The sequence below is a fragment of the Flavobacterium ginsengisoli genome, from assembly GCF_029625315.1.
In the GTDB taxonomy this organism is placed as follows: Bacteria; Bacteroidota; Bacteroidia; order Flavobacteriales; family Flavobacteriaceae; genus Flavobacterium; species Flavobacterium ginsengisoli.
In genome coordinates this window covers 2,884,268-2,898,685 of the sequence record NZ_CP121110.1, presented here as the reverse complement: position 1 = coordinate 2,898,685, position 14,418 = coordinate 2,884,268, and the positions used below count along the sequence as shown (strand labels likewise).

Annotated in this window: 9 protein-coding genes and 1 pseudogene; 9 read left to right on the top strand and 1 reads right to left on the bottom strand. The window is 32.8% G+C overall.

What is annotated here, in order from left to right:
* Positions 1-35 precede the first annotated feature (35 nt).
* Together gldJ and P5P87_RS13490 are read left to right on the top strand one after the other, a co-directional pair.
* Positions 36-1,719, top strand: a pseudogene (gldJ, locus tag P5P87_RS13495) (gliding motility lipoprotein GldJ).
* A gap of 114 nt (positions 1,720-1,833) precedes the next feature.
* The gene (locus tag P5P87_RS13490; RefSeq protein WP_278019622.1) at positions 1,834-3,120 is read left to right on the top strand and encodes a UDP-N-acetylmuramoyl-tripeptide--D-alanyl-D-alanine ligase; all 1,287 of its coding nucleotides are present in this window, start codon (positions 1,834-1,836) and stop codon (positions 3,118-3,120) included.
* A gap of 39 nt (positions 3,121-3,159) precedes the next feature.
* Here P5P87_RS13490 and P5P87_RS13485 read toward each other — a convergent pair whose 3' ends face one another.
* Positions 3,160-6,039, bottom strand: a complete 2,880-nt coding sequence (locus tag P5P87_RS13485; RefSeq protein WP_278019621.1) for a helix-turn-helix and ligand-binding sensor domain-containing protein — start codon at positions 6,037-6,039, stop codon at positions 3,160-3,162.
* Between the two features lie 1,207 nt (positions 6,040-7,246).
* On the opposite strand from P5P87_RS13485, the gene P5P87_RS13480 reads away from it, so the two are divergent.
* The 7 genes from P5P87_RS13480 (at position 7,247) to P5P87_RS13450 (ending at position 14,405) form a co-directional block, all read left to right on the top strand.
* Entirely contained in the window at positions 7,247-7,936 is a 690-nt protein-coding gene (locus P5P87_RS13480; RefSeq protein WP_278019620.1) for a carboxypeptidase-like regulatory domain-containing protein, read from the top strand.
* Positions 7,872-10,358 (top strand): SusC/RagA family TonB-linked outer membrane protein, encoded by a 2,487-nt coding sequence (locus P5P87_RS13475; RefSeq protein WP_278019619.1) that lies wholly within the window; start codon positions 7,872-7,874, stop codon positions 10,356-10,358. Before P5P87_RS13480 ends, P5P87_RS13475 begins: the two co-directional genes overlap by 65 nt.
* Before the next feature lie 14 nt (positions 10,359-10,372).
* The gene (locus P5P87_RS13470) at positions 10,373-11,521 is read left to right on the top strand and encodes a RagB/SusD family nutrient uptake outer membrane protein (protein WP_278019618.1); all 1,149 of its coding nucleotides are present in this window, start codon (positions 10,373-10,375) and stop codon (positions 11,519-11,521) included.
* Positions 11,487-11,882, top strand: coding sequence for a RagB/SusD family nutrient uptake outer membrane protein (locus tag P5P87_RS13465; RefSeq protein ID WP_278019617.1), 396 nt, complete (start codon positions 11,487-11,489; stop codon positions 11,880-11,882). The genes P5P87_RS13470 and P5P87_RS13465 overlap by 35 nt, the downstream gene beginning before the upstream one ends.
* A 29-nt stretch (positions 11,883-11,911) precedes the next feature.
* A complete protein-coding gene (locus P5P87_RS13460; RefSeq protein ID WP_278019616.1) occupies positions 11,912-12,316 on the top strand; it encodes a hypothetical protein in 405 nt (134 codons plus the stop codon).
* Positions 12,306-12,794 (top strand): hypothetical protein, encoded by a 489-nt coding sequence (locus tag P5P87_RS13455; protein WP_278019615.1) that lies wholly within the window; start codon positions 12,306-12,308, stop codon positions 12,792-12,794. Before P5P87_RS13460 ends, P5P87_RS13455 begins: the two co-directional genes overlap by 11 nt.
* A gap of 156 nt (positions 12,795-12,950) precedes the next feature.
* Positions 12,951-14,405 (top strand): glycoside hydrolase family 30 protein, encoded by a 1,455-nt coding sequence (locus P5P87_RS13450; RefSeq protein ID WP_198854575.1) that lies wholly within the window; start codon positions 12,951-12,953, stop codon positions 14,403-14,405.
* Positions 14,406-14,418 lie beyond the last annotated feature (13 nt).

The following is a 14,418-nucleotide window of genomic DNA, read 5'->3' as shown; positions in this document are numbered from 1 at the left end:
TTGCAAGCACCTAAATTTATCACCTAAGAATGAGTATGAAAGTAAACAAAATTGTAGTCTTGCAGTTAATGATGTCAATGGTATTGATGTTGGGCACGGCTAGTTGTAGCAAAAAATCGAGTTCGAGCCATGCTTCTAGAGCTACAGGCTGGGATGTAGATAGTCAGAATGGAACTGCTGCCAGAAATGCAGGTAAAAAACAACAGGCTGGTCCTGGTTTGGTTTTTGTTGAAGGAGGTACGTTTACTATGGGTAAAGTACAGGATGATGTTATGCATGATTGGAATAACACGCCAACTCAACAACACGTTCAATCATTCTATATGGATGAAACCGAAGTTACAAACGGTATGTACTTAGAATACCTAGAGTGGTTAAAGAAAGTTTTCCCGCCAACAGAAGAAAATTACAAAAACATTTACGAAGGAGCGTCTCCTGATACATTAGTTTGGAGAAATCGTTTAGGATACAACGAAACGATGACTAACAACTATTTAAGACACCCATCTTATGCTAACTATCCTGTAGTTGGTGTTAACTGGATTCAAGCAGTTGAATTTAGTAAATGGAGAACAGACCGTGTTAACGAGGCTGTTTTAGAAAAAAATGGATATCTTAAAAAAGGTGCTAAAACAAATGATGTAAGTGCTGAAAGTTTATTTAATACTGAAGCTTACATGGCTTCTCCATCTACTACTTATGGTGGAAATGAAGAATTAGTGTTAAAGAAAAACCTAACGGAAGAAAACCTAGAGCTGGTAAAGATGGTGTAGTTCCTGAAGAGAAAAACGTTTATGCTCAGCGTTCTTCTGGTATTATTTTACCAGAGTACAGACTTCCTACTGAAGCAGAATGGGAATATGCACTGCTGCTGATGTTGGACAAAGAGAATACAACATTTACAAAGGACAAAAGAAATATCCTTGGTCTGGAGATTATACACGTTCTAACAAACGTAAAAATAAAGGCGACCAATTGGCTAACTTTAAACAAGGAAACGGTGACTACGGTGGAATTGCAGGTTGGTCAGATGACGGAGCTGATATTACAAATGAAGTTAAAAGTTATGCTCCAAACGATTTCGGTCTTTATGATATGGCTGGAAACGTTGCAGAATGGGTGGCTGACGTTTACAGACCTATTATCGATAACGAAGCAAATGATTTCAACTACTTCAGAGGTAACCAATATGCTAAAAACAAAATCGGTAAAGACGGTAAACTTGAAATCGTTTCAACTGCTAACATTAAATATGATACTTTAAGTAATGGTAAAGTTGTTGCAAGAAACCTTCCAGGAGAAATTGCTCAAGTACCAGTTGACGAACAAGAGACTTATTTAAGACAAAACTTTAGCACAAGCAACAACATCAATTACAGAGATGGTGATAAACAATCTTCTAGATATTTTGATTTTGGTGATTCAGAGTCTGGTTCAAAAGCAGAACAGGCAATGTACAACTCTCCTAAACATAATGTAACAACAGACAGTTTAGGAAAAATGATCAGAAAATATGATAACTCTAGTAAGCGTACTACTTTAATCGATGATAAAGTAAGAGTTTATAAAGGAGGTTCTTGGAGAGATAGAGCTTACTGGTTAGATCCGGCTCAAAGAAGATACTTCCCACAAGATATGGCAACTGATTACATTGGTTTCAGATGTGCAATGTCTAGAGTAGGTTCTAAAGCTGAAAAAAGAAAATCTCCTAGAAACTAAGATTTAGGAATTATAATATCAAAAATTCCAAATTCCAAGCTGAATTTTCAGTCTGGAATTTGGAATTTTTTTGTTGTTTTTTTCTACTTTTATGACATATTAAAAAAATTATAAATGAATATTCAGGACATTCATAACTTATTTTTACAATGCAGTTCGCTGTCTATTGATACAAGAAAAATTGAAAAGAATTCTATGTTTTTTGCTATCAAAGGAGAGAATTTTGACGCTAATACATTTGCTAAAGAAGCCTTAGATTTAGGTGCTTTATTTGTTGTTATTGATAACGAATCTTACTTTGTTGATGACAGAACGATTTTGGTAAAAAACAGTCTAGAAACACTTCAGGAATTGGCCAAATTTCACCGTACTTATTTAGCGCTTCCAATTGTTGCGTTAACAGGTAGCAACGGGAAAACTACAACAAAGGAATTGATCAATGTTGTATTGTCGAAAAAATTTAGAACAAAAGCGACAATTGGCAATTTAAACAATCATATTGGAGTGCCATTAACGTTACTTTCTTTTACGAAAGAGACAGAAATCGGAATTGTTGAAATGGGGGCTAATCACCAAAAAGAAATCGAATTTCTTTGCCAAATTGCACAGCCTGATTTTGGGTATATTACTAATTTCGGAAAAGCACATTTGGAAGGTTTTGGTGGAGTTGAAGGTGTAATTGCTGGCAAGAGCGAAATGTATCAGTATCTTGCAACAAATCAAAAAACTGTTTTTGTAAATCTGGAAGATCCAATTCAGATTGAGAAATCAAAAGGTATAAAGGCGTTTACTTTTGGAGTAAAAAAAGAAAATGCTGATTTAAATATCCAAAACATTACAGCAAATCCTTTTGTTTCTATTGACTACAATGATTTTACAATTGAGTCTCATTTAATTGGTCTTTATAATGCTAATAATATAAATGCGGCTGCAGCAATAGGTAAATATTTTGATGTAAAAGAAAGCGATATCAAGAGCGCTATTGAGAATTATATTCCGGCAAACAATAGATCTCAAATGATGCAAAAAGGTTCGAATGAGATCATTCTAGATGCTTATAATGCTAATCCAAGCAGTATGGCTGTCGCGATTACGAATTTCCTGCAATTAGACAAGAAAAATAAAATTATGATTCTTGGAGATATGTTCGAATTAGGTGATGAAAGTCTTCATGAACATAAAGTTATAGTTGACTCTTTGGCAGATCAAAATCACGCTTTATGTTTTCTAATTGGGAAAGCATTTTTTGCTAATAAGATTTCGAATCAAAATATTCAGTTTTTCGAAACATTCGATGCTTTTGCGGCGTTTTTGAAAACATTCAAATTTGGTTCTAATATGATACTAATAAAAGGTTCTCGGGGTATGGCCTTAGAACGAACTTTAGATTATATTCAATAAAAAAAGAAAAGCCATTCAAATACTTGAATGGCTTTTTTTTTAAATGCTCATTAAAAATCCGATTAGGTTTTCTTTTTTGTTTAGCCCTAATTTTTTTCTTAAACGATAGCGGGCTAATTCCACTCCGCCTGTTGAAATATTCATAATTTCAGCTATTTCTTTGGTTGACATATTCATTAATAAATAAGTAGATAAATCTAATTCTCGTGGAGAAATAGTTGGATATTGCCCTTTTAATCGTTTCAAAAATTCAAAATGAACGTTTTTAATGTGTTTTTCTAAGTCTTTCCAACTCTTGTCGGTATTTACTTCTTTTACGATGCTTTTATGCAGTTTGCTAAATTCAGCTTTAGTGGTTTCATCTAAGATTCCAGTATCAATATCTTTTAGTTTATGAATGATTCCGTTTAGAACTTTATTCTTTTTTACAACTTGTAAGGAATTGTTAACCAGTTCTTTGTCTTTGGCTAAGATTTTAATTTGGAGCTTATCATTTTTCAGTTTTTCAATTTCTTTTTCCAAATCATGTTGCTCGTGTCTGATTTTAGATTCCTTTTCAAGATACAGTCTTCTTTGTTCTATAGTTTCATAATACCTGTTTTTTCTAATCTTAAGTTTAATTCTAACCGAAATTAAATATGCACCAAGTAAAATGAGTACTAGGTAGAACAAATAAGCCAAAAAGTGTCTGTACCACGGCGGCGATACAGTAAATTCTACTTCAGTAATGTTAGATTCTATGCCGTAACTATTTCTGGCTTTTAATTTCATTACATAATTGCCTTCTCTTAAATTGGTATATTCTTTTATTGCTGTAGGCGACCAGCCTCGCCAGTTTTCTTCAAAAGGCTCTAACTTATACGAATACATTACGTTTTCCTGATTTTCGTAAGTTGGAGAAGCGAAAGTAAATTTGACACGATTATATTTATAAGGAATGCTATATGATTCTAGTTTTCGGGTCAAATTGCCCGTTAAAATAGTATCTCCAGGATTCGAAAAGCTTTCAATAAAAGCTTTTGGTTTTGTCATAAAAGTGTTTGGAATTGTAGAGTTATAGTGCGCCAAACGATCTGTTAATCCAATAAAAATGTTCTGAGGATCTATCGCGTTTATAGAAATATAATTGTTTACCAAATTTCCAGTTAAGTTTGAAAAAATAGCTTGTTTCTTAGTGAAAGTTCCGTTTTTGTTTTTAATTAATACACCAATTGATTCATTAAATGCATACCAGAGATTTCCAGAAGAATCTTCAATTACTGTGTTAATAGTTGGGATTCCGTTAAATAGATTTGTCATTTTTTTATCTTCAAAAAATGCTTCTTGTTCTACAGAATATCTGAAAAAATGATTTTTTGCTTGAAAATAAACTTTACCGTTGATGTTCTGTAGACTGTTTATTCCCTTATACTTCTCAGATATGTTAACATGTTTTTTTATAAAATCGAATCGTTCCAAGTCCTCAGATAATTTTACCTGATACAAGAACGGATTTTTCTTTAGCCATAAATAATTGGCATCTATTTCTACAGAAAAATTGTTGGTCGTTTCATCAAATCCTTTTACTTGATGTAAATAATCGTAACCAGTTGCAGATCGTTTAAAGACTGAAAATCCGTTATAACTTTCGCCAATAATATAGTTTTCGTGATCAGGTATTTTTTTGAATCCAAAGTATCCTTTATTGTCTAAAATTTTTGAAACTCTATTGTTTTCAATTATCAGTGCTCCGCTATTACTTGCACATATTAATACATTATTTAAGACTTGAATATTCCAAACTTGAGAGATCGTTCCTTCGACCCTTGTAAATGGACTATCTTGAAATGAGCCTCCCCATGTATGATAAAACAGTCCTTGGTTTGTTGCAACATAAAGATTCCCGTTGTAGGTTGTTGAAGCGTATACTGTTCCTATGTTATAACTGTAGTCAAAAAATGAGAAAGGCGAATTTTCGTTTATAAATGTTATACCATTATCAAGGCCAAGCCAAATATTGCCTTTGTTGTCAACAAAAGAAGCTAAAATTGTATTGTTTTGGATGCCTTTTTGTCTATTCAGGTGCTGGATTATTTTTCCGTTCAAATCGCAAATAATTGCCCCATTTAATACAGAGTTAAGTATTATAAATTTGTTTTTAATAATGGATCCGCCAAGTGAAGTATTTTTCTTAATGAATTCGTTAGCTTCTGTTGCCCATGGTTTGATAATACCATTTTCAGATACAAAAAGTCCTTTTTCTAAAGTAGCGTAAAGCAATTTATTATTTGGCAATGGAAAAAGAGACCATATCTCTTTGTCATTAAAAAAAGTGGTGCCTTTAATTGCTGTAAGTTTTCTGTTTTTGTACTCAAGTAAGCCTAATGTTTTGTCTTGAAAATAAAGACGATTATTTACTAAGAATGAAAATTGAAAGTTATGAGGAGCGGTAAGTGTTGTGACTTTTTCGTTTTTTAGAAAAAACACTTTGCTAAAAGACTGAAAAATGACTTCTCCATTAAAAATATGGATCCTCCATATAAGGTTGATGTTTTCTTTGTCTGTTGGACTTAATAGATTGTATAGAGAATGATATTTTAAAATTCCTCTTTCATCATTTTTAAAATACCCAAATTCGTTATTTCCTCCAACAAATATTCTTCCTAAAGCATCTATTTTTAAACTTCTAATTTCTGATTTATTTGGCAAAGAGTATTTATGCCAGTTTGAACCATCAAATTGAATTAATCCGCTATTGTTGGCAAAATAAATAATTCCGTTTTTGTCCTGATCGATGCTCCAGTTTTGAGTTCCACCTTTATATTCAGATCTTTTATAATTTTTTATATCTGGAATTCCAATATTTTTTACCTGTGAAAAACCTTTTAAATATAAGAATAGTAATAAAATTAGCGTAAAAGGCCGAATTGTAAATTTCATAATATTTTAAATATGTTTTTATTATAAGTAAGCTTATTTGACTTTTATGTTATTGATTTATCAATTGCGATAAAATGTATTTTTTTGTTTTTTCAAAAATATAAAGTAATTATATACTGTAAACCTATGTAATATACATTTTTTTTAATTAACATTTTTGTAACAAATTTTCAAAAAATGTAATATTCATAAAATGAGTGTTTTAAAAATAAAAATGTAGTGTTTTTGTTATATGCTACTATTTAGCATGAAGTGTTTTTTGTAAAGATTCTAAATATGAATTTTGTAAAGTTCAATATTAGCATTGTATTGAATTAGTAATTAATTAACCCAAAATTTTAGAAAAATGAAATTTATAAAATTCTTGTATTTAGAATTAACTGCTCTTTACTTCTCACATTTGCAGATTAGAGATGTTTCTACGTATTTAATAACAGCACACCTTAAAGAGTTGAAAAAATAGAACAATTTTTGAGGCTGTATTTCATTCCAATTTCTTTAAGTCAGTATTGAAACGGCTAAGTAAAATCAGGATGCTTTAAGTTTGGTTTGAGAACCAATCCTTATTGTTGCTACTGAAATGCATGCAGAAATACTTCTTTGTTTAAAAAAAATGCTTTTAAAAATAGATGACTGGATTAAATCGCAATTTCTTCATAATAGATTTCGGTTCTCTTTTTGCGTTAAAAAAGGCTTTTTTTTAATATTTCGCCTCATTATTTTTTAAGACTAAGCTTCAAATAGCGACTTAAAAATAAATTATTTCCTATAAAATACTTTAAAATAAGAATTTTCTGTAGTTAAAAATAATTATTAAAAATGAAAAAAAAGTGAGGTAAAAATATCATATTCTTTATTTTTTAGAATTTAGAAAAAATCATTTTTTTTTAAATGTAATCATCTGTATTTTAGTTTATTATGTTTCTTTTTGCCTTACTACCACGTTGTAGTTTTGATGGTTTAAAGTAACTATTTGTTCTTATAATATGATGTAGTGTTATTTTTTGAAATTAACTTTTTTTTAGCATTATTTTTTATTCAATTAAACTGTTGAAAAACAGCTAATTATTATTTTTTTGATGTGTTTTTATAATATTATTTTTTTGTTTTTGATGTGTTTTTGTAGTGAATTTAAGATGTGAAAAGTAAAAATTTAGTTTTAGTATTGCATCAAATTACTAATTAATTAACCAAAATTTTTAGAAAAATGAAATTAACAAAATTACTTGTTTTTTGTATTTCATCTTTATTATTCTCGGTTATCGCTGTGGCTCAGGATGTCACAGTAAATGGAATGATTAAAGATGAAACTGGTATGCCTGTTCCAGGTGCAACAATTTTATTAAAAGGTACTACTAAATCTACTGCGTCAGATTTTGACGGAAAATTCCAGATGCAGGTACCTTCAAATGGATCATTAACAATTACGTTTATTGGTTACACTACAGTAACAGAAGCAGTAAATGGTAGAACAAAAATTACTATTCAGTTGAAACCAGAATCACAAACTTTAAATGAAGTTGTGGTTGTTGGATATGGTACTCAAAAGAAATCTGTTGTAACTGGTGCAATCTCTAGTGTAAAAGCAACTGATCTTGAAAAAGTGCCAAACGGACGTGTTGAACAGTCTTTGCAAGGTAGAGTAGCGGGGGTTTCTGTTGCGACTACTTCTGGACAGCCGGGTGCAGCTTCAAAAGTTCGTGTAAGAGGTATAACTACCTTTAGAGAAGGTGGAAATGATCCTTTATGGGTAGTTGACGGAATTGCTGTAGATGCTGGTGCAGTTGGTTTTATTAATCAATCTGATATTGAATCTATCGAGGTACTTAAAGATGCTCGCTTCTGCTGCAATCTACGGTACTCGTGCGGCTACTGGGGTTATCTTAGTTACTACTAAAAAAGGAAAATCAGGGAAAATTTCTGTAAACTATAATGGTTTTGCAGGTATCTCTGCTCCAGCTAGAAGATTAAATATGTTGAATGCTACTCAGTATGCAACTCTTATGAATGAAAAATCTTTAAATGATGGTGGTGGTATTAAATATGCAAATCCAGCTTCTTTTGGTAAAGGTACAGACTGGCAAGATGCAATTTTTAATGACTCTGCTTTCAGATACACACACGAGTTAAGCATTAGTGGCGGTGGTGAAAAATCTACTTTCTACGCTTCATTCGGAATTCAAGATCAAGAAGGTATCGTTACTACTGATATTTCTAATTATACAAAGAAAAACTTCAGATTAAACTCAACACACAAAATTTCTGATTACTTTACTTTCGGACAGACTTTTGGATATACACACCAAAAAACTAAAGGTATTGGTAACGTAAACAGTGAGTTTGGAGGACCTTTAAGTTCAGCAGTTAATTTAGATCCGCTTACTCCATTAGTGGTTACTGATCCTGCTGTTGCAAATACAGGTTACTATACAAACCCGAATGTTATTAGAGATGCAAACGGTAATCCTTACGGAATATCTTCTTTAGTGCAACAAGAAATGACAAACCCTTTAGCATATACTCAAACTAGATTAGGAGGATATGATTGGTCAGATGATTTTGTTGGTAATGCTTACTTAGAGGCTAACATTACAAGTCATTTAAAATTTAGAACAACACTTGGTGGTAAGTTAGCATATTGGGGTAATGAAATGTTTACTCCGGTTAACTTCTTAAACCCAAACATGAAAGCTGATAGAAATAACTATAATCAAAACAACGAAAAAGCGCTTTCTTGGACTCTTGAGAATACTTTATCTTATGCTAACAAATTTGGAGATCATAACGTTAGTGTTTTAGCTGGACAAGGAGCTTATGTTGAAAATATTGGAACTACTATCGGAACGACAATGTTTGGTCTTCCAATTACAAGCTACAAAGATGCTTCTTGGAATTTTGATGTTCCTCAATCTGACAGATCAACTAGAACAAGCGATAAAGTAGAACACAAATTGGCTTCATTGTTCTTACGTGCTAACTACGACTACATGGAGAAATATCTTTTCACAGGAATCGTTCGTCGTGATGGATCAACTCGTTTTGGTGAAAACAAAAAATGGGGAGTTTTCCCTTCATTCTCTCTAGGATGGGTACTTTCTAAAGAAGGCTTCTGGAAAGAAAACAATGTAGTTAATACATTAAAATTACGTGGAGGTTACGGAGTTGTAGGTAACGATAACATTGATGATTTTAAATATAGAGCGTTGGTTGTTGGAGGTTACAATTATGCTGTTGGAAATACAGGAGACATTACTACAGGTTACGGAAACTCTACTTTGCCTAATGCAAACTTAGGATGGGAAGAAACATCTCAAACAACTGTAGGTCTTGATGCAAAATTATTTAATGATTTTACTCTTACACTTGATTACTACAAAAAAACAACAAAAGGAATCTTAAGAAATATTGTAATTCCTGGATACGTTGGAGTAGTTGATGCGCCTTCTGCAAATATTGCAGATATGGATAATAAAGGTTTTGAGGTTGAATTAGGATACAAGAAAAGACTTGGAGATTTTAATTTAGGTGTTAATGCGAATTTTGCTTACTTGAAAAACGAAATTACTTACGTAGGTTCATCTACTAATTTCATTGTTGGAGATGCTACTTTCCAATCTATGGGACCTGTAACTAGAACACAAGTTGGACACTCATTTAACGAATTCTACGGATTTAAAACAGCTGGAATCTTCCAAAATGAAGCTGAAGTTGCCGCTTATAAAAATGCAGATGGAGCTTTAATGCAACCAAATGCTAGACCTGGAGATTTCCGCTGGGTAGATTCTAATGGAGATGGAAAAATTACTGATGACGATAAACAATTCTTAGGAACAAATATTCCTAAATATACTTTTGGTTTTACAGTAAACTTAGATTACAAAAACTTTGACTTTATGGCATTTACTCAAGGTGCTGCAGGAAGCAAAATCTTCCAAGGTTTAAGAAGACTAGATGTACTTAATGCAAACTATCAAACTAAAGTTTTAGAGCGTTGGGTTGGAGAAGGAACTTCAAACGATTATCCAAGATTAACAAATAATGATCCAAATAAAAATTACACTAACATGTCTGATTTTTATCTTGAAAATGGAAACTATTTGCGTCTAAAAGTTGTAACTCTTGGTTACACAATGCCAGCTAGTTTATCATCTAAAATTGGAGCAGATAAATTACGTTTTTACCTAACAGGAGAAAACCTAATCACTTTTACAAAATACACTGGATATGATCCAGAAATTGGAGGTCAAGTTTTTGGTATAGATAAAGGAGTTTATCCGCAAGCAAGATCTATTCTGTTTGGAGCTAACGTTCAATTTTAATAAATTAAAGAATCATGAAAACGATAAAATTTAAATATATATATGTAGCCGTGGCAATGGCTGTTCTAGGATCTTGCTCTGAAGATTTTGTGACTATCGATCCAAAAGGAAAATTCGATACAAGTACCTATTTTTCTAATGAGCAACAATGCTATGCGGCTTTAATTGGAGTTTACGATCCGTTGAGAAAAAACACAGGAGGTTTTGAAAACTTAGTAGCGATGCTAAATGCTGGTTCTGATGATTTTTATGCTGGTGGAGGTAGTTCTACAGATGGAACCGGAATCCAGAATTTCTCTACACACTCACTTACTTCAATTACTATTCCAGGTAGCTATTGGAGCGATCATTACCAAGGTATTTCTAGAGCAAATATGTTGATCGCTAAATTACCAGCAGCTTCAATGAATGATGGAGTAAGAAGCAGATTTGCGACTGAAGCTAAAACTTTACGTGCATTTTACTATTTCAATTTAGTAAGACTGTTCAAAAACCTTGCATTAGTTTTAGAGCCGTTAACTACAGAAACAATTTATAATCCTGAGCAAGTTGCTCCAGAGGTAATTTATGCTCAAATAGAAAAAGATTTGACAGAAGCTATTGTCGCTTTACCAAATAAAGTGGATGCAAAAACTGAGGCTGGAAGATTTAACAAAGGAGCTGCTCAAGCGCTTTTAGGAAAAGTGTATTTGTTTGAAGGTAAAAACCCTCAGGCAGCAGCTGTTTTAGCAGAAGTAAACGGTACTCCTGGAGGAGTGAACCAATACGGTAATAAATTGTTAGATCACTTTAGCGATTTATGGATTACATCAAACAAATTTAACGCAGAATCATTAATTGAAGTATCTCACAGTAGTGCTGGTAACTCTGATTGGACATTCTGGGGACAAGGTAAAGATGAAGGAAACTCTTTAAACATCATGGTTGGACCAAGAGGGTATTCTAGACCAAAAGGTTCTGATGCTCCAGATCTTCCAGCAGGATGGGCATTTAACGTTGCAACTCAAAAATTATATGATGCAATGCAAGGTGATCCACGTAAGGATGCTACAATTCTTGATTTAAAAGCATTAAAAGCAAGCAGGAAAAGCAGATTATATTCCAGCTTACCAAGACACTGGATATTTCTTGAACAAATATCTTCCAAGACAGACAGATGTTAGTACAGGTGGAGGTAACTCAGAGTTGAACTACAAACAAAACTCTTATGTAATCAGACTTGCAGATACTTACTTAATGGAAGCAGAAGCGTTAGGATCTGGAACAAGAGCACAAGCTTTACTTGATGCGGTTAGAAAAAGAGCCGGATTAACTCCTGTTCCTGTAACATTAGCGACTATTAAGCACGAAAGAAGAATGGAGTTAGCGGGTGAAGGACATAGATTCTTTGATTTAGTAAGATGGGGAGATGCAGCAGCAGCTTTATCTGATAGAGGTTTTGATGCTGGAACAGATGAGATTTTCCCAATTCCGTACACAGAACTTAACGGTACTAAATTAAAACAAAATCCTAATTACCAATAGTATTTACTAATTAACCAAAATAAAAAGAAATGAACCTAAATATATATTTTAGAAAAAGTGTATACCTAATGCTAATTTTAGCATTAGGAACACTAAACAGCTGTAGCGAAGAAGTTAATGAGAACCCTCTTTTGGCTACAAATGTTGATCCTTCGTTTACCATAACACCTGTTGCAGGAGAAGTAAACACCTATATGCTAACATCTCAAATAAAAGGAGTTATTGATTCTTATTGGGATATTGGATATGGGCCTTACTTAGGGAAAATGACTGAAAAAATTGTGTTGCCAGATGCAGGTACTTACACTGTTAAACATATTGCAGTTGGAGCAGGAGGAGCAAGTGCAGATGTGTCTCATCCAATTGTAGTAGAAACTTCTGATCCAGCGAAACCTAATTTAGTAAAAGGCGGTTTCTTTAATAATGCTTGCTGACATTGCACAATGGACATCTGCAAAATTAAGTCCGACTGGGGCTGCTTTTTGGTCTTTTGAAACTGGAAGCGCAACAATTCACTCTGCTGGAGGAGGTGCACAAGAAGGTATCTACCAAGCAATTGATGTTGTAAAAGATAAAGAATATACAATTGATATGTTGGTTTCATCTCCAAGCGGATCTGACGAAACTTGGTTTGAAGTATATGCTGGTAAAACAGTCCCTGTAGATGGTGTTGAGTACAAAGACAACAAAGTTATGGGATTGAGTACTTGGGATGGTTGTGCTAAAAGTGCATTTTTAGGAAGACTGTCAATTGTTGGATGTGTTAAAAATGACAGAACGGCTTCAGTTTCTAATGTAGTTAAATTCGACACAACAGGTAAAATTTATTTAGTTATCAGAAGTGGTGGTAGTGGTAATAAGTTTACAAAAGATGGAATTACAATTGGAAGAATTGAAATGAGAGCAAAATAATAAAGATTAAGTTAAGTTTAAGTTTAAGTTTAAGTTTGGTTGTAAATAGCCCATAATCATTATGAGTATGGGCTATTTTTTAAATCCTTCAATGGTAGAACTCATTTTTTTGATTTCTTCTAAACTTCAATTTAAAAACATTATAATTAGAAGCGAATGAAAAAAAATAGTCTAAAAATTATATGCCTTTTGTTTTCTGTTGCGGCTTTTGCACAACAGCCAAAAACAAAAAAAGAGTTCACAACCGACGGTAAAAAAATAACCGTTTATACTACTGCAGAAAACTCTAAGTTACGATTAACTACTACAGATAATTTGACTTTTTCTGCCGCAAAACAACCTCTAGAAACCGAAAATTCTATTTTTGTCCAACCATCTAAAAAGTTTCAGACTTTTATGGGAATCGGAGGGGCTATCACAGATGCTAGTGCCGAAATATTTGCTAAACTTTCAAAAGAAAAACAAGCAGAATTTTTAAATGCTTACTACGATCAGCAAAAAGGTATAGGCTATTCTTTGCTAAGAACAACAATTCAAAGTTCTGATTTTAGCAGTGGAAGCTATTCTTATATCGAAGAAGGAGATAAAGATCTGAAAACTTTTTCTATTGATCACGATAGACAATATCGAATTCCTTTAATCAAACAAGCCATTCAAAAAGCTGGTGGAAAATTGACAACTTATGTTGCGCCTTGGTCACCAAATGCTTTTATGAAAAGCAATAAGAATGTATTAAAAGGAGGAACTTTACTTCCTGAATACTACCAAACTTGGGCTAATTTTTATGTAAAATTTATTAAAGCTTACGAAAAAGAAGGCATTCCGATTTGGGGAACTTCTACTCAAAATGAACCAATGGCGGTTCAGACTTGGGAGTCTTGTATTTATACAGCTGAAGCTGAGAGAGATTTTATCAAAAATTATCTTGGGCCAACTTTGAAAAAAGAAAATCTTGGAGATAAAAAAATTATCGTTTGGGATCATAACCGTGATTTGATGAATTATCGCGCCAATGTAATTTACTCAGATCCTGAAGCATCAAAATATGTTTGGGGAATGGGATTTCACTGGTACGAAACTTGGTCTGGCGGTGCACCAATGTTTGATAACGTAGGGAAAGTAAATGAAGCTTATCCAGACAAAAAACTGATGTTTACGGAAGGTTGTATCGAAAAATTTGATGCATCAAAATATCAATTTTGGGGTAATGCTGAGCGTTACGGAATTAACATGATTAATGATTTTAATAACGGAACCGTGGCTTGGACAGACTGGAATATTCTTCTAGACCAGAATGGAGGTCCAAATCATGTTGGAAATTTCTGTTTCGCACCAATTCATGCAGATACAACAACTGGAGAATTAATTTACACTCCATCTTATTATTACATTGGACACTTTTCAAAGTTCATTCGCTTAAATGCAGTTCGTGTAAGTACAGCTGCAAGTAAAAGCGCATTATTAAGCACATCTTTTTTAAATGCTGACGGAACAATGGCAACTATTGTCATGAACCAATCAGCCAATGATCTTACATACAATTTAATTATTGGTGATAAAAAGGCAGAAGTGAAAATTCCGTCACATGCTATACAAACACTTGTTTATTAATATTTTGCAGTAA